Annotated in this window: 17 protein-coding genes; 10 read left to right on the forward strand and 7 right to left on the reverse strand. The window is 71.2% G+C overall.

Translation table 11 applies throughout. The features are described 5' to 3' along the window. Positions 1–33 precede the first annotated feature (33 nt). Positions 34–375: a DUF5713 family protein gene (locus tag ACFYP4_RS09405; RefSeq protein WP_358851814.1), complete on the reverse strand. Its 342-nt coding sequence runs from the start codon at positions 373–375 to the stop codon at positions 34–36. 447 nt (positions 376–822) lie between these two features. Continuing rightward, positions 823–1,737 (reverse strand): NADP-dependent oxidoreductase, encoded by a 915-nt coding sequence (locus tag ACFYP4_RS09410; RefSeq protein ID WP_358851815.1) that lies wholly within the window; start codon positions 1,735–1,737, stop codon positions 823–825. Between the two features lie 239 nt (positions 1,738–1,976). Here ACFYP4_RS09410 and ACFYP4_RS09415 point away from each other — a divergent pair, with 239 nt between their 5' ends. Both ACFYP4_RS09415 and ACFYP4_RS09420 read left to right on the forward strand, forming a co-directional pair. Continuing rightward, a complete protein-coding gene (locus ACFYP4_RS09415; RefSeq protein ID WP_388784258.1) occupies positions 1,977–3,233 on the forward strand; it encodes a LuxR C-terminal-related transcriptional regulator in 1,257 nt (418 codons plus the stop codon). Positions 3,234–3,418: 185 nt separating this feature from the next. Then, positions 3,419–3,568 carry a hypothetical protein gene (locus ACFYP4_RS09420; RefSeq protein WP_358851817.1) on the forward strand — a complete coding sequence of 50 codons (150 nt, stop codon included), beginning with the start codon at positions 3,419–3,421 and terminating at the stop codon, positions 3,566–3,568. A gap of 182 nt (positions 3,569–3,750) precedes the next feature. Here ACFYP4_RS09420 and ACFYP4_RS09425 read toward each other — a convergent pair whose 3' ends face one another. Continuing rightward, positions 3,751–5,052 (reverse strand): lipase family protein, encoded by a 1,302-nt coding sequence (locus ACFYP4_RS09425; protein ID WP_358851857.1) that lies wholly within the window; start codon positions 5,050–5,052, stop codon positions 3,751–3,753. Between the two features lie 316 nt (positions 5,053–5,368). On the opposite strand from ACFYP4_RS09425, the gene ACFYP4_RS09430 reads away from it, so the two are divergent. The 3 genes from ACFYP4_RS09430 to ACFYP4_RS09440 all read left to right on the forward strand — a co-directional run bounded on the left by ACFYP4_RS09430 (position 5,369) and on the right by ACFYP4_RS09440 (position 8,813). Then, a complete protein-coding gene (locus ACFYP4_RS09430) occupies positions 5,369–5,890 on the forward strand; it encodes an SRPBCC family protein (RefSeq protein ID WP_388784262.1) in 522 nt (173 codons plus the stop codon). 105 nt (positions 5,891–5,995) lie between these two features. Further along, positions 5,996–7,360, forward strand: coding sequence for an FAD-dependent oxidoreductase (locus ACFYP4_RS09435; protein WP_358851819.1), 1,365 nt, complete (start codon positions 5,996–5,998; stop codon positions 7,358–7,360). A gap of 259 nt (positions 7,361–7,619) precedes the next feature. Then, positions 7,620–8,813, forward strand: coding sequence for a hypothetical protein (locus ACFYP4_RS09440; protein ID WP_388784265.1), 1,194 nt, complete (start codon positions 7,620–7,622; stop codon positions 8,811–8,813). A 25-nt stretch (positions 8,814–8,838) separates the two neighbouring features. Here ACFYP4_RS09440 and ACFYP4_RS09445 read toward each other — a convergent pair whose 3' ends face one another. Together ACFYP4_RS09445 and ACFYP4_RS09450 are read right to left on the reverse strand one after the other, a co-directional pair. Beyond that, positions 8,839–10,407 (reverse strand): hypothetical protein, encoded by a 1,569-nt coding sequence (locus ACFYP4_RS09445; RefSeq protein ID WP_388784268.1) that lies wholly within the window; start codon positions 10,405–10,407, stop codon positions 8,839–8,841. 281 nt (positions 10,408–10,688) lie between these two features. After that, positions 10,689–11,960, reverse strand: a complete 1,272-nt coding sequence (locus ACFYP4_RS09450; protein ID WP_388784271.1) for a tannase/feruloyl esterase family alpha/beta hydrolase — start codon at positions 11,958–11,960, stop codon at positions 10,689–10,691. A 209-nt stretch (positions 11,961–12,169) separates the two neighbouring features. Between ACFYP4_RS09450 and ACFYP4_RS09455 the strand changes: the two genes are divergently transcribed. Next, positions 12,170–13,255, forward strand: coding sequence for a sensor histidine kinase (locus ACFYP4_RS09455; protein ID WP_388784274.1), 1,086 nt, complete (start codon positions 12,170–12,172; stop codon positions 13,253–13,255). Further along, positions 13,252–13,890 carry a response regulator gene (locus ACFYP4_RS09460; protein ID WP_388784277.1) on the forward strand — a complete coding sequence of 213 codons (639 nt, stop codon included), beginning with the start codon at positions 13,252–13,254 and terminating at the stop codon, positions 13,888–13,890. The genes ACFYP4_RS09455 and ACFYP4_RS09460 overlap by 4 nt, the downstream gene beginning before the upstream one ends. A 242-nt stretch (positions 13,891–14,132) precedes the next feature. Here the strand turns inward: ACFYP4_RS09460 and ACFYP4_RS09465 are convergent, their stop codons facing one another. Next, complete coding sequence (locus ACFYP4_RS09465) at positions 14,133–14,540, reverse strand: hypothetical protein (protein WP_358851825.1); 408 nt, start codon at positions 14,538–14,540, stop codon at positions 14,133–14,135. A 96-nt stretch (positions 14,541–14,636) separates the two neighbouring features. Between ACFYP4_RS09465 and sigJ the strand changes: the two genes are divergently transcribed. Beyond that, positions 14,637–15,626, forward strand: coding sequence for an RNA polymerase sigma factor SigJ (sigJ, locus tag ACFYP4_RS09470; protein WP_388784281.1), 990 nt, complete (start codon positions 14,637–14,639; stop codon positions 15,624–15,626). 166 nt (positions 15,627–15,792) lie between these two features. Here the strand turns inward: sigJ and ACFYP4_RS09475 are convergent, their stop codons facing one another. Beyond that, entirely contained in the window at positions 15,793–16,365 is a 573-nt protein-coding gene (locus ACFYP4_RS09475; RefSeq protein ID WP_358851827.1) for a hypothetical protein, read from the reverse strand. Between the two features lie 398 nt (positions 16,366–16,763). On the opposite strand from ACFYP4_RS09475, the gene ACFYP4_RS09480 reads away from it, so the two are divergent. Continuing rightward, positions 16,764–17,237 (forward strand): hypothetical protein, encoded by a 474-nt coding sequence (locus tag ACFYP4_RS09480; protein WP_388784284.1) that lies wholly within the window; start codon positions 16,764–16,766, stop codon positions 17,235–17,237. A 198-nt stretch (positions 17,238–17,435) separates the two neighbouring features. After that, on the forward strand, positions 17,436–18,374 hold the full coding sequence (locus ACFYP4_RS09485; RefSeq protein ID WP_388784287.1) for a MerR family transcriptional regulator: 939 nt from the start codon (positions 17,436–17,438) through the stop codon (positions 18,372–18,374). Positions 18,375–18,548 lie beyond the last annotated feature (174 nt).

Below are 18,548 nucleotides of genomic sequence, written 5' to 3' on the forward strand. Positions count from 1 at the left end.
CTGCCCGAGCCGGGCGTTCAGGACCGGGCCGCCTCACCACTCACGGGCCGCGATCAGTTCCTCCGCGTCCGCGTCGGCGAACCCGTACGTGTCGGCGATGAAGGCGAACTCCTCGGCTATCTCCTCACGGGCCACGGTCTCGATCTCGCTGCCGGCCGCGTCGAAGTCGGCCTCCAGGGCGTTGAACTCCTCCGTGGCCACCTCGGTCAGCGCGTACAGCGCGGCGAGGTCCGCCGGGCGTTCCTCCTCGATGCGTCCGCACAGTCTCAAAAGGATCGCCGTGCCCCGGTCCAGCACGTGGTCGGGGTAGTAGTCGTCCTCGTACAGCGTCCGCAGGAACGCGTGGTCAAGCACCTGCTGATTGCTGATCGACATCCTGGTGGCTCCCTGCCCGGCCCGACGACGTGTCACCCGGATCATGCCGGACCCCACTGACATCGCCGTGCGGCGCTCCGGTCAGGCCGCCCCGTCGTCCCGAACATCGGGGGCCGGGTCCGAGGATGCCGGGGCACAACGGGAAAACCCCACCCCGGGCGGCCGGGGTGGGGCTGTGTGGAGCGCCGGGCAGGCCTTGCACCTGCATCTCCCCGCAGGAAGCGGGGCGTCTTTCCTTGGACCACCAACGCGAGGCGCGGTGCCGGTGGTTCGGCGGCGCGCTCAAGATCGATGATACCCCACGCCCACGCCCACGCCCACGCCCACGCCCACGCCCACGCCCACGCCCACGCCCACGCCCAGCCCCCGCCCCCACCCTCCGCGCACGCCGGCCGTGAACGGCCGCTCCACCGAACCGGGTTGCCCGGGACGGCCGTACCGGGCCTGTCACACCTGGAGGACCAGCTTGCCGCGCACGTGTCCCGTCTCGCTCAGCTCCTGCGCCTTCGCCGCGTCGGCCAGCGGGAACGTCTCCGCGACCGGGACGGTCAGCCTGCCCTCGACGGCGAGGCGGCCGTGCTCCGTGAGCCACCCGCGCACCACCTCCGCCGGAGTGCCGCCGCCGGAGAACGGGACGCCGTAGTCGGCCGCGTCCGTCGCCGCGATCGTGACGATCCGGTCCGTCGTACCGCCCCGCAGTTCGATCGAGACGGGCAGCGTGTCGTGTCCGGCGGCGTCGAAGACCGCGTCGACACCGGACGGAACGGCCGACCTCACCCGGTCGGCGAGGCCCTCCCCGTAGGCGACGGGGACCGCGCCCAGCCCCCGCAGGAAGGCGTGGTTGGCCGGGGACGCCGTACCGATCACGGTCGCACCGAGCGTCACCGCCAGCTGGACGGCGACCTGTCCGACCGCGCCCGCCGCGCCGTGCAGCAGCAGCGTCTCGCCCGACTTCAGGCCGAGTTGCCCAAGGACGCGCCGCGCGGTCTCGCCGGCCACGGGCAGGGCGGCCGCCGCCTCGAAGGAGAGTCCGGCCGGCTTGTGGACGATGTCACCGGCGAGGGCGTACTCGGCGTACGCGCCCGTCTTCGTCCATCCGAACACCTCGTCGCCGGCCGCGAACTCGGTGACGCCCTCGCCGAGTTCCGCCACGACACCGGCGAACTCGAGGCCCGGCACGGCCGGGAAGGTCGTCGGGTAGAACTGCTCCACCCATCCCTGACGGCGCTTGTGATCCAGTGGGTTGACGCCGACCGTCACCACACGGACCAGCACCTCACCCGGGCCCGGCACCGGCCGGTCCACCTCGCCGTACTTCAGAACGTCCGGGCCGCCGAACTCGTCATAGCTGATCGCCTTCATCTGTCACTCCCGTAGTCGCTTGGTGAGACCGTCGTGCGCCGGGGCCGTCGTGTGCTGGAGCCGTCATGTGCTGACGCCGTCATACGGCGGAACCGTGGCCGGCTGGCCCACGCCTCGACGGCCCCGTCGCCGGCTCAAGCCTCGGCGGCGGGGCGGACGGCAGGGGCCCGTCTTCGGGACAGTCGCACCTGTCCGAAAGGACAGGGGGTACCGCCGGGCGGCTCACTACGCTGGAGCGCATGGAACTGACCGGCTCCGTGCCCGCCCTGACCGCCGCCTACGACGTGATCCGCCGGCCCCTAGGCGAGATCCTGCCGCGGCTGTCCTCGGTTCTCGCCGAGGCGGTCCCGCACCGCGCGGCCGCCGAGCTGTCCACCCACTGCGCGCACTCGCCGTTCAAAACCCACGGCGACGAGACCGTCGTGGCCCGGCTCACCGTCGCCGACCTGCTGCCACTGCTCGACACCGGTGTCGCAGGCCGTCCCTGGCAGGGCGTGCTCCCGCTCGCAGGCGCGGAGCATCCGGTGCTCGCGGTGCGCAGCGACGCGACGCCGCGGGGCGCGGTCCTGCTGCTGGTGCGGGAGGACGACACCGTGCTCGACACGGACGTCCTCGCGGTCGTCCAGGCGCTGTGGGACGTGGTGACCAGCCACTTCGACCGGCTGGCGGCGGAGGCAGTGCCGGGCGCGCTGGCCCGCTCCCGTACCGCTGCCGGGACACGCGGGCAGGTGATCGCCGAACTGGGCGAGGCGCACGCCGCGGCGCTCACCGGGCTGCTGGCGGTGCTGCGCAGCCGCACGCTCGACGACGCGGCCGCCCGCGCCGCCGCCACCGAGCTGGCCGTCACGGGCATGGTCGAGCTGAGGGCGCGGGCCGAACGGGACCGGGAGATGGCCGAGGAGCCCGCCGACCAGGCGTTCGCGCGGCTCGCCGACTCCCTGCGGCCGCTCGTGCGCTACGGCCCGGTCCGCCTGGAACTGGGCCCGCCGCAGGCCACGAAGCCACTGGCGGCCGACGTGGCCCACACCGCGAGGGCGGTCGTGCGTGCGGTGCTCATGAAGGTGCTGGAGCAGGACGCGGTGCAGCGGGTTCACGTCGGATGGCAGGTCACCGAGGACGAACTGCGCGCGACCGTACGTGACGACGGGCCCGGCACCCTGTCGCACTGCGCCCTCGGACCCGGCCGGGTCGTGGACCGCCTCGACGTGCTGGACGGCCGCCTGGACGTCGACGCCGTGCCGGGCTGGGGTACGACGGTCACGGCGACCATCCCGCTGCGCGTGCCGCAGGACCCGGTGGCGCATCCGCTGACCTCGCTGGGCGAGCGGGAGCTGGAAGTGCTGAGGAGGCTGGCACTCGGGCACCGCAACCGGGTGATCGCGCAGGAGCTGCACATCAGCGAGTCGACGGTGAAGTTCCACGTCGCCAACATCCTGACGAAGCTGGGTGTCGGTTCGCGCGGTGAGGCGGCGGCGCTCTTCCACGCCGCCGCGTGACCCGACGGTCCCGTTGAGCCGCACGGTCGGCCGGGAGGGACGATCGGTTCGGCCGCCCCACCGTATCCCGACGCAGCACTGCCGTGGCCGACCACCGCCTGCATCCCCGGCCCGACGCTCGCAGAGCATCTCACCGCGTACGGGCCGATGGACGGGCCGGCCGTGCGCCGGCTCGGTGCACCGGCATGGGCACTCCCGGGTTCCTCGCGCCGGAGCAGGCCGAGGGGCGCGCCGTGGACGGAGCGGCGGACGTGTTCGCGCTCGGTGCGGTCCTGACGGCGGCCTTCGGGGGCCGCCCGTTCGGGCAGGGCACGCCGGTCGCGCTGGTGCATTGACGCCTTCTCCATCGGTGCGGACCCGGCCCCCGGTTACCCGCCGACGGCCCTCTCCGTGCCGGCCGTACCGCCGCCTCCCTTCTGTCCCCCGACGGTGACCCGCACGCTACTGCCCCGCGGAGTGAAACGGCCGCGCCCACCGCGCGGCGGGCGCGGCGGGCGCGGCGGGTGTGCCGGGGCGGTCAGTGCTGGAGAGGCATCGACCAGCAGTTGGACGTGACCGGCTTGCCGGCGAGGCGGTCGGTCAGCCACGACACCGCGTCGCCCTGGTCGGTGATGAGGGGAACCAGGTGGTTGGTGATCAGCTTGTCACCGAGGTTCGGCAGGTCGACGGCATCGTAGGTGACGTTGCCGCCCTTGCGGCACCAGTCCACGGCCAGTTGGCGTGCCTGCGCGTGCGGGACGATGTCGTCCTGGGTGCCGGTCGCCACCCGCACCGGACCGGTGGGCCGGAGGGTGCCGATGCGCTGCTTGTCGAGCGCGGCCTGCGCCTTGGGCTCGGCCGCGATGACGTCGGCGATGGACGTGCCGCCGGTGGTCCACTTGGTGCTCCTGGCGAAGCCGTAGCCGAAGATCGCGTCGCCGACGCACATGGTCGACAGGTCCTTGAGTGCGGCTCTGCCGGTGGCGTTGATGTTGGCTTCGACGACGGCCCGCAGGTCGGGGTCCGACTGGGCGAAGCCGTTGATGGACCAGCCGAGCGCGCCGGCCAGGGCGCTGCCGTCAATGCCCTTCATGGTCGCGGTCAGGTCGGCGGGCGGGGCGCCGGCGTAGGTGCCGGCGATCTTCACGTCGGGGGCGTAGAGGGACTGCAGTTCGGCGGCCGCGGCACTCGCCCCGCCGCCCTGGCTGTAGCCGTACAGGCCGACGCGTGAGTCGGGCGTGATCGAGGCGCCGGGCACGGTGTGGGCCGCGCGGGCCGCGTCCAGGAGTGCGTGGCCCTGGTCGAGGCGGTTGACGTAGGTGTGGAGTCGGTCGGTCGCGCCGAGGCCGACGTAGTCGGTGACGACCACCGCCGCCCCGGTGGACAGGAGCTTGTAGATCGCCAGGTCCTCGTAGGCGATCGAGACGGTCTCGCCCCGCAGGGTCAGCGGATACTGCAGTGCCATCGAGGGCGCGCACTGGTCGCCCTGCCCCATGGTGCCCGAGGCGAGCGCCACCAGCGGGCGGGGTCCGCCGCCCTTCCAGGCGGCCGACGGTTCGATGTAGGCGCCGGTCACGGCGACGGGCTGCCCGTTCGAGTCGGTGGACTTGTACATCAGCCTGGTCGCCGTGCCGGGCAACGGGCGGCCGTCCAGACCGGGGAGGCTCAGCCCCAGGGGAAGGGGTTCCTGGCGGATGAGGGTGCCGTTGGCGGCGGGCAGCTGGGCCGGCGGGTCGTAGAAGGCGGGGATGGTCACCCCGCGGGAGACGACGGACTCCGTCCCGGTGGCGGCGGAGGCCGGCAGGGCGGGTACGCCCAGACAGGCCGTCGCGGCCACCATGACGGCCAACAGCCGTGTGCGGTGGGGTCTTTGCCCGCGGACGATCGCGGCCGTCCGGTGCGGGGCCGGCTGGTCGCCGGCTTCGCCGACGATGGGACGCGACCGGGTGCTCATGCGGCTCACGGTTACTCCTCGCTCTGCTCCGATGCAGGTGAGCGGAAGCTAGCACCGACCCCTTACCGGGGGTAACTGGTCAGTAAGTTACGGCACGGTAACTATTCCTTGCGTCAACCACGTACAGGCGGCAGGAACCCGCGCGACCCATGACACTGCCCCTACTGGCGAGTAGGTTGAGCGACGAGGAGAGGACTCCCGCATGCCACGCACACTCACCGTGACGCGCAGCATCCTCGTGAAGGCGTCACCGTCGTCGGTGTACGCGGAGATCGCCCGCCCGGCCCGGATGGGGCGGTGGAGCCCCGAGAACCTCGGCGCGACCGTGCCGCGGCCGGACGAACCGGCGCAGGTCGGCCTGGTCTTCGAGGGTCACAACAAGCGCGGCCCGTTCCGGTGGACGACCCGATGCACCGTGATCGCGGCCGAGCCCGGCCGCCGGTTCGCCTTCCGCGTCCACGCTATCGGCCTCAAGCGCCCCCGGCTGCGCGCGCCGATCGCCACCTGGGAGTACCGGTTCACCGAGCAGGGGGACGCCACGAGGGTGACCGAGTCCTGGACGGACGACCGGCGCTCCTGGCCGACCCTCCTGGCCAACGCCTTCGACTTCGCCGTGACCGGCGGAAAGACCTTCGCCGCCTTCCAGGTCGGCAACATCGACCGGACACTGCGCAATCTGAAGCGGGAACTGGAGACGGACCGGGCTCCGGAGCCGCACTCATAAGGCGGCCTTATGACGTCATCAACCGGACCCGCGTACCAAGTTAGGATTGCCTCAGTTTAGGCTTCCCGACGAGCCAGCCTGTCGTCGCTCGAAGGGAACCTGATCATGCCGCGCCCTCTGCGGGTAGCCATCGTCGGAGCCGGTCCCGCCGGTATCTACGCCGCCGATGCGTTGCTGAAATCGGAAGCGGCCGGCGACCCCGGGGTTTCCATCGACCTCTTCGAGCGGATGCCGGCCCCCTTCGGCCTGATCCGCTACGGCGTCGCGCCCGACCACCCCCGGATCAAGGGCATCATCACCGCCCTGCACCAGGTGCTCGACAAGCCGCAGATACGTCTCTTCGGCAATGTCGACTATCCGCGGGACATCGACCTCGACGACCTGCGCGCCTTCTACGACGCCGTCGTCTTCTCCACGGGCGCGACGGCGGACCGGGCGCTCGACATCCCGGGAATCGACCTCGACGGCTCGTACGGCGCGGCGGACTTCGTCTCCTGGTACGACGGCCACCCGGACGTCCCCCGCAGCTGGCCCCTGAACGCGGAGAAGGTCGCCGTCCTCGGCGTCGGGAACGTCGCACTCGACGTCGCCCGCATCCTGGCCAAGACGGCGGACGAACTCCTCCCGACCGAGATCCCGCCGAACGTCTACGACGGTCTGAAGGCCAACCCGGCCCGCGAGATCCACGTCTTCGGACGCCGCGGCCCGGCACAGGCCAAGTTCAGCCCCATGGAGCTGCGGGAACTGGACCACTCCCCCACCATCGAGGTCATCGTCGACCCCGAGGACATCGACTACGACGACGGCTCGATCGCCACCCGGCGCGGCAACAAGCAGGCCGACATGGTCGCCAAGACCCTGGAGAACTGGGCGATCCGCGACGTCGGCGACCGGCCGCACAAGCTGTTCCTGCACTTCTTCGAGTCGCCCACCGAGATCCTCGGCGAGGACGGCCGCGTCACCGGGCTGCGCACCGAGCGCACCGAGCTCGACGGCACCGGCAACGTCAAGGGCACCGGAGTCCACAAGGACTGGGACGTCACCGCCGTCTACCGCGCCGTCGGCTACCTCTCCGACCAGTTGCCCAAGCTCCCCTGGGACCTCGGCACCGGCACCGTCCCCGACCGGGCGGGCCGGGTCATCGAGGCCACCGGCGAGCACCTCCGGTCCACCTACGTCACCGGATGGATCCGCCGGGGGCCCATCGGACTCATCGGGCACACCAAGGGCGACGCGAACGAGACCGTCGCCAGCCTGCTCGACGACCACGCGAACGACCGCCTGCTCACGCCCGTCTCCCCGGCACCGGAAGCGGTCGAGGCGTTCCTCGCCGAGCGCAACGTCCGCTACACCACCTGGGACGGCTGGTACCGGCTGGACGCCGCGGAAAAGGCGCTCGGCGAACCCCAGGGCCGCGAGCGCGTGAAGATCGTCGAGCGGGACGGGATGCTCGACGCCAGCGGCGCGTAGGAACCGCACCGCGCGGTACGGCGAGCCGGGCCCTCGTGATCCCCGCCGGGGTCACGGACGGCCGGCTCGCCGGGCCACGTCACGGCGATTCCGTGCCGGTACGCGGGCGCGGCACCGCCCCTGCCCGGCAGGCGCGCACCGGCCGGCGGACGAACTCGCTCACGACGCGAGCGAAGGACCACGCACCCCTCCCCCGGCTCCGCGGCCGGCACGGCCCATACTGGGAGACGCCCGCCGTCCCCCACCTGCAGAGTGATTCATGGCTAAGTCCTCCACCGTCCGCGCCTCGGTCCCCGACACCGTGTGGCTGGCACGCGGGCGTTACGTCGGCCCCGGCGCGGACGAGGTCGTCCGACGGCGTCTGCGCGAGCAGAAGAGCAACCAGGTGATCCAGGACCACCTGGAACTCGACGCCACCGGTGACGGCGCGGACCGCCGCGTCTTCGAGGCGCGCTGGCAGGTCCTCGACGCCGTCACCGTGCGCGCCCGGCTGACGGTCGACGCCGTCGACGGCAGCGACGACGAGTACACCTGGTCCCTCGTGGCCGAGGCGGAGCAGCCCTGGGACCTGCACATGCCGTCACCCGCCACCATGTTCTGGCCCGAGGACACCGATGTGCCCTGGGACCACGACGTCGTCCCCGGACCGCGGTTCCGGGACATCAATCCGCTGCCGGCCGAGGACAAGGCGCTGCGGCGCCTGCTCACCACCGCCGCGCGCCACACCTGGAGCATCCACGTCGTCGTCCACGAGGCGATGACCACCGACGAGCGCGGTCACCGGCCGCTGGCACGGCTGCTGCCGCCCAGCCTGCGGCACCGGGTCGTGGAGCACCGCGCGGCGCCCGACCAGTACCAGATCGTCAACTGGGCGCTCTACGACCTGGGCGTACGGGTTCCGCGCGGCGGCGCCGTCGTGCTGCCCGGGACACCGCCGAGGCCCGGCTACGAGGACGACGACTTCACCGTGCGGAGCGTCTTCCTGGACGGGTCGCGGCCCTCCGAGCTCATCGACAAGGTGACACGCTTCGCCGCGCTGCCCAGACCCCTGCTCGCCGACGCCTCGGCCGCGGTGTCCGAGCTGCGCGAACAGTGGCACCTGATGACGGTCGAGGAGGAACTGGCCCACGCCCGTGCCCTCGTGGCCACGTACGCCGAAGCGCTGGACGCCATGACCAAGTCCCGCGACCTGTACCGGGAAGCCGCGGAACTCGCCCATGAGGCACTGGCCGCCGTCCAGGACGCGCCCGGGGGCGTGCCCGCCGTCGGAAGGCCCCGCAGGCCCGAGGGTTCCCCGTTCCGCGGGCTGACCAAGACCTTCGAACGGCTCAGGGACACCGCCGCGTCGCTCCGCCTGCCAGGCGCCGCTTCCGAAGCGCCCGGCACACCGCCCGCGGACACGGACGCGCCCGCCGGCGATCCGGCCGCCGAGGTGCCCGCGCCCAGGACGTGAGCAGGCGCGCCGGCCGCGCCGACGCTCAGCTGCCCAGACCGAAGCCCTTCGTCGTGTAGGCGCACTCGGTGTAGACGTAGCCGGACGACAGCTTGGCCGTGTCCGAGGCGGGGGTCGTACCGGAGATGCCGGACTTCGGCTTGTGCAGGAAGTACGTCGTGCCGACGGGCAGGCTGATCGTGCGTTGCGGGTACTTCTTGCCGCTGTCGCTGCAGGGCTTGAATCCCCGTGCGAGCGTGCTCGACGTGGCGTAGGCGGTGCAGCTGCCGCAGCCCTTGAGCGTGACGCTGCCCGTCACCGGTCCGGTGAACAGGACGGTGATCTCGTCCGGGCTGTCGTTCTTGAGCGTGACGGAGATGCTCCCGCCTGAAGCCGTCGTCGGCAGGCGCTTGCCCGCCGCGGGAATCGTCTGCGCGATCTCCGCGGCTATGGCGATCTTCCGGGCGCGCGCCCGGTTCTTGTGCCCCTCGTTTTCGTCGGCGAAGTCGTTCATGGTGGTGACCGCTTCCGCGAAGTCACCGTCCTTGTACTGGTCCACTCCGCAGTCGTACGCACCCGAGTCGGCGCTTCTGTCGGCCCGGCCGACATCCTCGGCGAGTGCCTGGCCGGCGCCGGCCTCCTCCCCCTTCAGACCCGCGACCTGGGAGCTGAGCGCCTTCAACCGCTCGACGGCGGCGCAGGGTTCGTCGCCGCGTACGTCCTTGACCGCCCTGTCGACCGCGGAACCGACGGCCGGTTCGACCTTCGCCGCCTGCTCCGACTCCGGGAAGGCGGTGAAAAGTTCACCGAAGCGGGTCGGCCAGGCGGCGTCGCCCTCGGCCAGGCCGTCCGATCCGCACTCGTACAGGGAGGTGGCCAGGCGGTCGTCGGGCCAGGTGGCCAGTGACCCGAGAACCTCCTTGTCCGTGGACCGGGACACCGTGCGCAGGTAGGTGAGGGACGGGATGGCGTCGCAGTACTTCTTGTCCTCGTAGGCGGCGCCGACCGTCGTGTAGTAGGTCCTCATGCTGTCCGGTACGCGATCCGCGGCCCGGGAGCCGGGGTGGTCGTCCAGCAGGTCGCTGTAGACGCGCCACGCGTCACGGAAGTCGGACTCGGCCCCGGTGAACGGTTTGCCCTCGGCGGCCCGGACGAGGCGGTCGGCCCGCTCCAGCCGGTCGAGGAGCATCTGCTCGGTGGCTTCGTCACGCGCACCGTCGTACAGCACGACACCGCCGGCCGGGACGGCGAGAAGCAGCAGGCCGAGCCCGATCGCGAGGGGAGCCCGGGGCGGCCACGCAAGCCGGGTGCGCAGCCCCACGATCCCGCCGTGGACTGCCGCGAGCACGAGGAACACCACGTAGGTGGTCAGAGCGGTGCCGGAGACGCCGTCCGGGTCGGCCGGCAGTGCGACGAACAGCAGGATGCCGGTCGCGGCGCAGCACACCGCCGCGAGGAGCCGGCGGCGCACGAGCACGTAACCGAGCCCCAGGCCGCTGCAGTTGAGCAGCGCCACCGCCACGGCCCGCAGGGGATCCGCGGGAGCGGGCGGTGGGGCGGACGGCATCGGAGGGACCACGAATCCGTGCGTCGTCCCGTACTGATCACCTGACATGGCGGCTCCCCCCGGTCAACTACGCCCGCATGTCTGCGATCTGGCAGTGTACGTTCGGTGGCTCCGTCGCGACAGTGGGTGCGCGGGATAATCGTGATCGCGACCGGCGCGCGGTCCAGGACCTTCTGGACCTGGCCGAGGGCCGGGATCGCGGTCACCATGCCTTGATCTTCGCAGTCGCTACCGGCGGTGGCGGCGGGCTGACGCGCGCGCCCTGCGAGCCCCGGTGTCTGATCCCCAGGTCACCGGGTTCCACCCGTTCCACCAAAGCGGCTTGGTGGTCAGGAGCGGCGCGTCGACGCTTCGAGTTCGCTCAGAGCCGCGGTGAAGTCGCCGAGCATCGGACGCAGGCGGTCCCGGTCGAGGGGGACGAGGCCATCGGTGTGCGCGCCGCCGGGGACGGTGATGTAGCGGTGCAGGCGGGCACGCCCCGCGTCGGCGACCATGCGGTGGTAGACGTCACCGAAGGCGGCCGGCGGGGTGAGAGCGTCGAGGTCGCCCTGGATGCTGATGAGCGGACGCCGGATGTCGCCGGTGAGCGCGATCCGTTTCACCGCCTCGTGCACCGCGCGGGGCCGGGAGGCGAAGTCGTAATCGGTGTCGCAGCCGGCTCCGGTGCCTTCAGGGCAGAGGGGGGCGCCCGCCTGGACGGGCCCGTCGTAGCCCGGGTCGAGTTCCTCGCGGATCACCCGCTGGAGGAGATCCCACTGATTTTTGTGGTGCCAGTCCCACTGGCGCTCGGAACCCTCGGGATAGCCTGCGGCGAGCATGGCGGCGTGGGCGGAGCGGTCGCCTTCCTTGAAGCGCGGGTAGGCGCGCAGAGCCGGGGGGAGCGTGGCGAGCAGGCCCCCGTCAGCGGTGAAGGTGAGGGCGTTCCAGTCGAGTCCGCCGGTGTAGAGGTCGGGTCGGTGTTCGAGCTGCCAGCGGACGAGATATCCACCTGCGGAGAGTCCGGCCGCGTACGTGCGACGCGGCGCTCGGCCGTAGTGCTGATCCGCGACCTTCTTGGCAGCGACCGTGAGCTGGGTGACTCTGCGGTGCCATTCCCGGATGGCGTCCCCGGGACGTTCACCGTCCTGGTAGATCTCGGGGCCGGTGTTCCCCTTGTCGGTGGCCGCGTAGGCATAGCCCTTCGCCAGGACCTGATCGCTGATGATGCGGTCATTGGCGTACTGCTCGCGCAGTCCCGGCGGCCCCGCGACGACGAGCCCTCCGTTCCAGTCGTCGGGCAGCCGGATCACGAACTGGCTGTCGTGATTCCATCCGTGGTTGGTGTTGGTGGTCGAGGTGTCGGGGAAATAGCCGTCGATCTGGACGCCGGGGACCCCGGACGGGGTCTTGGTCCCCGGGGCTTCCAGGCCTGCCCAGTCGGCCGGATCGGTGTGCCCGGTGGGGCGTGTACCCGTGGTGGTCAGATCGGGGAGGTTGGCGGTGACGGTGTACTCGGCGCCGGGGACCCGTAGGTCGGCGGGGCCGGTCCGGGCGGCGGCCGCCGGAACAGCAAGGAACGGTGCCGTCAGCAGGGACACGACGGCCACGGTGCGCAGGTGCATAAGTCCTCGTCTCTGAGTGGTGACGCCGAGAAATCTAGGAAGCGCAGGTCACCCCGGAGAAGTACGAGAAGGCAGGGAGGCGCTCCTCCGGAAGGCACATGACCTTCGGCCACACTTCGCAGCGTCTTCCACACCTGGTGCGGATGCGCCGCCGCGCCCGCGTACGCTGCCGAGACCCCACGTGTGCATGGAACTGCCGAGGAGGACCGATGCCGCGTCCCGTGCCCTGGATTTCCGCCCTCCTGTACGGAGTGGTGCTCGCAGGGGGGCTTTACTACGCCGCGGTCAGTTCTGCCCTCGGCGGGCGCACGGCCGCTTTCGCGGCGCTGCTCTGCGCGCTGGCGATCCTCGACGGGCGAGTGTGGCGGTGCCCGGTGGGCGCTGTGTTCGTCCTCAGGGCCGCTCTGCTGTGCGCGGTGGCGGTTGCCGACACCTCCGGGCTCTCGCGGGTGTTGTTCGTGCTGATCCCGTTCCTGGGGTTCTTCGCGTTCGGGCCGGCCGCCGGGGTGGCGCTGGGCGCCGGCTGTGTGGTCCTGCTGGCGGGCGCGTTCACGCTGTGGGTCCCGGGCTGGGAGGTACGCGCCGAGTACATCGGCGACCTCGTGATGTTCGCCCTGGGAATCGTACTGGCGCTGGTGACGGCGGCGGTGGCCGCGCGGGAGCAGCAGGCCCGTGAGCGGCTGGAGAGCACACTCGCGCAGGTGGCGCAGTTGTCGGCGGCCCGCGAGCGCAATCGGCTGGCCCGCGAGATCCATGACAGCCTCGGACACCATCTGACGGCGATCGGCATCCAGTTGGAGAAGGCAGAGGCGTTCGCCGCGCTCGATCCGGCGTCCTCCGCGCAGGCCGTGTCGCATGCCCGCTGGTCCGCGAACAGGGCCCTTGAGGAGGTCCGGGTCTCCGTGCACACCCTCGGTGCGCGGGCGGAGTCCCAACCGGTCGGTCTCTCACAGGCGCTGGCCGATCTCGTCCACCACCTGGGTGGTGGCGGTCGCCGGATCTCCCTGGAGGTGTCGGGCACCGAGCGAAGGCCGCTGCTGGTGCTGTACCGGGCGGCCCAGGAAGGGCTCACCAACGCTTGCCGGCATTCGGGCGCAACAGAGATCGGCGTGACGGTCCACTACGACGGCCAGGGCGCGCGCCTGTGCGTCACGGACAACGGAAGGGGACTGGACGGCGCGCGGGAAGGCTTCGGCCTGACCGGGCTGCGGGAGCGGGTCGGGTCGGCCGGCGGGACCGTGGTTCTGGAGAGTTCGGACGCGGGCACCACCCTCAGGGTGAAGGCCCCGTGGTGAGCGAGCCCTTGCCGGGGGCGCCGGACGTACGTGTCCTCGTGGTCGACGACCAGGATCTTGTCCGCGAGGGCATCGCGGCTTTGCTCGGCATCCAGCCGGGTATCGAGGTGGTGGGCAGCGCGCGGGACGGCGCCGAGGCCGTGGAGGAAGCCGTGCGGTGCTGCCCCGATGTGGTGCTGATGGACATCCGGATGCCGGGCATGGACGGGGTGGCTGCCGCGGCGCTGCTTCGCCGGCGGCTGCCCGGGTGCCGGGTCGTGATGCTGACGACCTTCAAGGACGACGAGTACGTGGGTCAGGCGCTGAAGGCGGGAGCGGTCGGCTATCTGCTGAAGAACCTGCCCGCGGTGCAACTCGCCCAGGCGGTCCGTCTGGCGCATGCGGGCGTCGCTCAGTTCGATCAGGGGGTCGTCGCGGCGCTGGCTGCCGGCGTCCCCACCCCGGACGTGCTGACGCCCCGGGAGACGGAGGTGCTCCGGCTCATCTCCGCGGGCGCCACGAACAAGGAGATCGCCACCCGGCTCTACTTGAGCGAGGGCACCGTGAAGAACCACATATCACGCATGCTGAGCCGGCTGGGCCTGCGCGACCGGACCCAGGCCGCGCTCTACGCCCGCGAGAACGGTCTGATCTGAGGCGAAGCCGGCCAAGGGCTCGCTGAACCGGCTCGTCCGGGACGCGGGCATCTGGCGTGGACGGGCCGCACGGAACGCCACGAAGAGCGGTCCGCGCCTGTGGCGTCTCGACGTCCCCGTGGAACTCGATTCGCCCCGGCCGGACGACTCCCCCTTCCCCCTTGCAGCTGCACGCACCAGACCCCGCTCGGGTCGGCCGGGCCGACCGTTCTTCACGGCCGGCCTGATCCAAACGGCAGTCCCTACCGCCCACGAGCCCCGGTTGCCGGCCTGAGTGCCGCACCCAGCGCCAGCATGCTCAAGCCGAACATCAGCACACCCAGAGGAAGATGGACCGAGGGGACGTGTGCGATGCCGAGCACGACCTGCACCGAGGCGAGCACGAGGAAAACCGACGCGTGCCCGATGGGCCGGGCCGGGCCGCCGCCCGGCTTCCATGCCAGCACCGCGGCCAGCACGTACAGCATCGACGCCCCGTACATCACGCGGGCGCCGACACCGTGCAGCGTCTCACCCACCGACGAGGTCAGCAGGAGCCCGGCCGAGACCGCCTGGAGGAAGATGGTCAAAGTCTGCAGAGCGATCGCGATCCGCAGGAACGAGAGGCCTCGCCGCACCTGCACCCTCGTCGCCGTCACCTCAGTGGCCATGTCACAGTCCCCGTTTCCGCCCTCGGGCAGCAGATCGATTAAGGTCTCACCAGCCCGACGACACAGGGCGGCGAAAGGTAAGGCGGGGCCACAGACATGGAGACTGCCGGGGACGGTACGGACGCCATAGCCGGCGAGCGACGCCAACTGATCAATGTGGCCTACCGGTTGCTCGGCTCGCTGACCGAGGCCGAGGACGCCGTGCAAGACGCCTACACCCGCTGGTACACGCTGCCCCCGAGCCGGCAGCAGGAGATCCGCTCCCCCGGCGCCTGGCTGACGACGGTGACCGGCCGCATCTGCCTGGACCTGCTCGGCTCGGCACGCTCCCGCCGCGAACGCTACGTCGGCGCGTGGCTGCCCGAACCGCTGCCCGACCGCACCGAATGGACCCCCACAGGCAGCGCTCCCACCGGCCCCGAGGACCCCGCCGACCAGATCGTCCTGGACGAGACGATCGCCATGGCCCTCCTCGTCGTCCTGGAAACGATGACGCCCGCCGAACGGGTCGCGTTCGTCCTGCACGACGTCTTCCGCTACCCGTTCGCCGAGATCGGCGACATCCTCGGCCGCACCCCCGCAGCCTGCAAACAGCTGGCGGCCTCCGCCCGCCGGCGAGTGCACCCCACGGGCGCACCGGTGCCGGCCACAGACCGGGCCGACGTCGTCAGACACGTCAAAGAGGCTTGGGAGAACAAGGACATCGGGACCCTGGTCGGTCTTCTCGACCCCGCCGCCGTGATGACCGCCGACGGCGGCGGCATGGTCGGCACCGTCCTGCGCCCGGTCGAGGGCGGCGCGCGTATCGCCGAGTACATGATCGCCATCGCCGACAGAGCCCCCGGACTCCAACTCCTGCAGCGCACCGTCAACGGCGCACCAGGCCTGGTCGCCCAACAGTCCGGCATCGTGATGACCGTAGCCGCGTTCGACATCACCGACCGGCGCGTCACCCGAATCTGGGCCACGCGAAACCCGGAGAAACTACGGCCGTGGACCCGGAGCGGCCAGGACTTGTCCCGCACACGCCTTCTGTCACGTGCGGCCTCTCAGGGACAGCCCTCATGCGCACGCCCGGGTGGGTGACCGCGGAAACCGCCCTGCTCATCACCTGGCCGGCGAAAGCCAACAGGTCCTGCGGGCCGCCGAAGACGCCGGGGCACACAGCGGCGGGGCACCGTTGAGCGGTCTTCACCGCGGGCGCGGGAGTGCGGGGCCCGCGACAGACGCAGGCACCCGCTCGCTGTCCCTCCTACCCTGCCCGCCCATCGACGCGCGCCGCCGAACCTATGCGCTTGACCCGCAAGTCGAAGGCGAACGCCTCACCGCACGTGAGCTGCACCTGCCGCCCCAGCACGTTCAGGGACACTTCGGCAGCCAGCGGAGTCCGCCAGCCCTTGCTCACCACCTCGCCCCAGGGTTCCTGGTACACCTCCCGGACCCGCACGCGCGGACCGGACACCTCGTACGAGCCCTGGATGCGGGCGACCTGCTCCTCCCCCGCGGTTTCTTCCAGCCGGTTGTATGCCACCTGGCCCGATATGACCCCCTGGTCGAACAGGCCGTGCTCGACCGGCCCGCCTCCCCCGTACTCCTGCCCGTCGGCTTCGAGGGACAAGCCGATGTGGGTGCCGAAGGCGGAGTTCTCGTAGAGCTCCAGCGACACCTGTATGCCGTCCTGCTCGGCCTGGCACGCCACAGCGTGCCCCTTCTCCCGGGTCACGCCGACCGACGCGTCCCGGTCGCCGGCGACTGCTGCCGGCGCCGCCGCCAGCAGCGTCGCCGCGAGCGCACCGGTGACTGCTACCCGTTTCCCTGCCTGCATCCTGCGTTCTCCAAGCGTCGTGAACCTGCGATACGTGCGGTTGGACTCGTATGGAGCGGGCGAAGTTGTAAGCACTCCCTGCCCGTTTGCCGGCGCCGGCAGCCGCACCGCCGTCCCTCATGAGTTCGGTGAGGCCAGGCCGCGGCCCTCCCCGCCCGCCCGGGTACGCAGCTGGCCACTTTGATCGGGGTGCGGAAAGGGCGCACCTGTCGCGAGACGGGACGCGGGAGCCGGCCGGCGCAGTTGAGCGAGTACGTGCCGAGCAGATCGTGCACGGTAAAGGCGTGCTCCGGCAAGCGCGGGCGGCCTGACCGGATGGACAGGCCGTTCGCGAATCTGCGGGGAGCGCACGACCACGACGACAACCACCTCTTGGGACAGCGAAAGGCGTATATCGGGTGACCACGTCAGAGATGGTCTACACGCACGTGTGGCAGGAGGAACATCCCTACTCCCTCACGGCGGTCAGCCTGGCGGCCGACCGGCTCGAGGAGGCGGAGGTACTGGCGTGGGACGCGGTCGGCGGACTGGTCCTGCCGAAGTCCTGGGCGGAGTTGCATCCGCAGGCGCGTCGGTGTCTGGTGCGCGCCTGCCGACGCATTCCCATCGAAGGGCTCTGGCACGTCCAGGACGACCGCACGCAGGTGTCGGAGGAACGCTCACGCCGCGACTGCTTCGCGCAGCTCAAGGACGACTGGCCTCACGCCAGTCCGCTGACGGGGCGAGATGCAGGGCCGGGGATGGGCGCACTGACTCGGCTGTCGGCGCTGGTGTGCCGCATGTCCCCAGGTCTCCTGCTCGATGCCGATGAGGACCTCCTCGACATCTACGACACCTACACAGTGGGCGGCCTGGCCGGAACCACGCCATGAGTCCGGCAACGTGGCCGCGCAGACGTCAGGTGCCACGCCGCCCAACAAAAACCTTGCGCAGTCTCCTGAGTCGTCTCCCGCCTCGAGCCAGGCGAGACGCGGGGGAGGAATTGTCAAGACTTGTGGATGTGGAGTGGTTGCCTGCCGGCAGGCGAAGGGACTTGAGTCTCCAGTAGGGGGAGACACAAAGGTGGGGGCATGGACGGCGACACGCTCTACTCGATCGGTGAACTCGCTCGACGGACCGGTCTCACGGTCAAGACCATTCGGTTCTACTCCGATCGCGGAATCGTGGCGCCGACGGACCGCAGCCCGGCCGGCTACCGCCTCTACAGCATCGACGCCGTCGCACGCCTGGACCTCGTGCGGACCCTGCGTGAGCTGGGACTGGACCTTCCCACGATCCGCAAGGTCGTGGACCGCGAGCTCTCGCTTCCCGAGGTCGCCGCGGCGCACGCCGAAGCACTGGCAGCGCAGATCGGCGTCCTGCGCATGCGGCGCGCGGTGCTGATGACGGTGGCCGAGCGCGGGTCCACACCTGAGGAGACGGAACTCATGCACCGGCTGGCTAAGCTTTCCGAGGACGAACGCAGACGTCTGATCGGCGATTTCCTCGACGCCGTCTTCGGCGGTTTTCACGCCGCCCCCGCATTCGCGGGGGTCATGCGCTCGATGACCCCCGATTTACCCGACAACTCGGAGGCAGAGCAGGTGCAGGCGTGGGTGGAGTTGGCCGAAATGTCCCTGGACCCGGGTTTCCGCGCCGTCATGCGGCGGATGGCCGAGGACTTGGCAGCCGAGCAAACCCGAAGAGACATGACGGGCCCGCGACGCGACATCGCCGCAGTCGTCCGTGACCAGGTCGGCCCGGCCCTGGCCGCCGGCATCGACCCGGCCTCGCCCCAGGCCGATCCGATCGTCGCGGCGTTCACGGCGCACTGCGCGCACTTCCTCGGCCGCCCCGACGACGTTGAGTTTCGCCGCCGGCTGGCGACTCGGCTGGAGAGCGTGAGTGACCCCCGCAGGGAGCGGTACCTCCAGCTGCTCGCAGTGGTCAACGGCTGGCCGCCCCCGGAGAGTCTGGCTCCAGTCTTCGATTGGTCCGTCCAGGCTCTGCGCGTCCGGACACAGCGATGACGGGGACGTTGCCGCATTGGCCGGCTGGAGCGTCTCGAACTCCTGCACCAAGTGGACAACCTGGCATCGTGGGGATCTGAGCGTTGCTCGACGCGGAGCTGTCAGCGTCCCTGCGCCGGTGACGACCCATCACCGGGCTTCGCCCCTCCTCGACTGCCGCCGGAGCCCGCAGCG

Origin of the sequence: Streptomyces sp. NPDC005551, assembly GCF_042871785.1 — a bacterium.
In the GTDB taxonomy this organism is placed as follows: Bacteria; Actinomycetota; Actinomycetes; order Streptomycetales; family Streptomycetaceae; genus Streptomyces.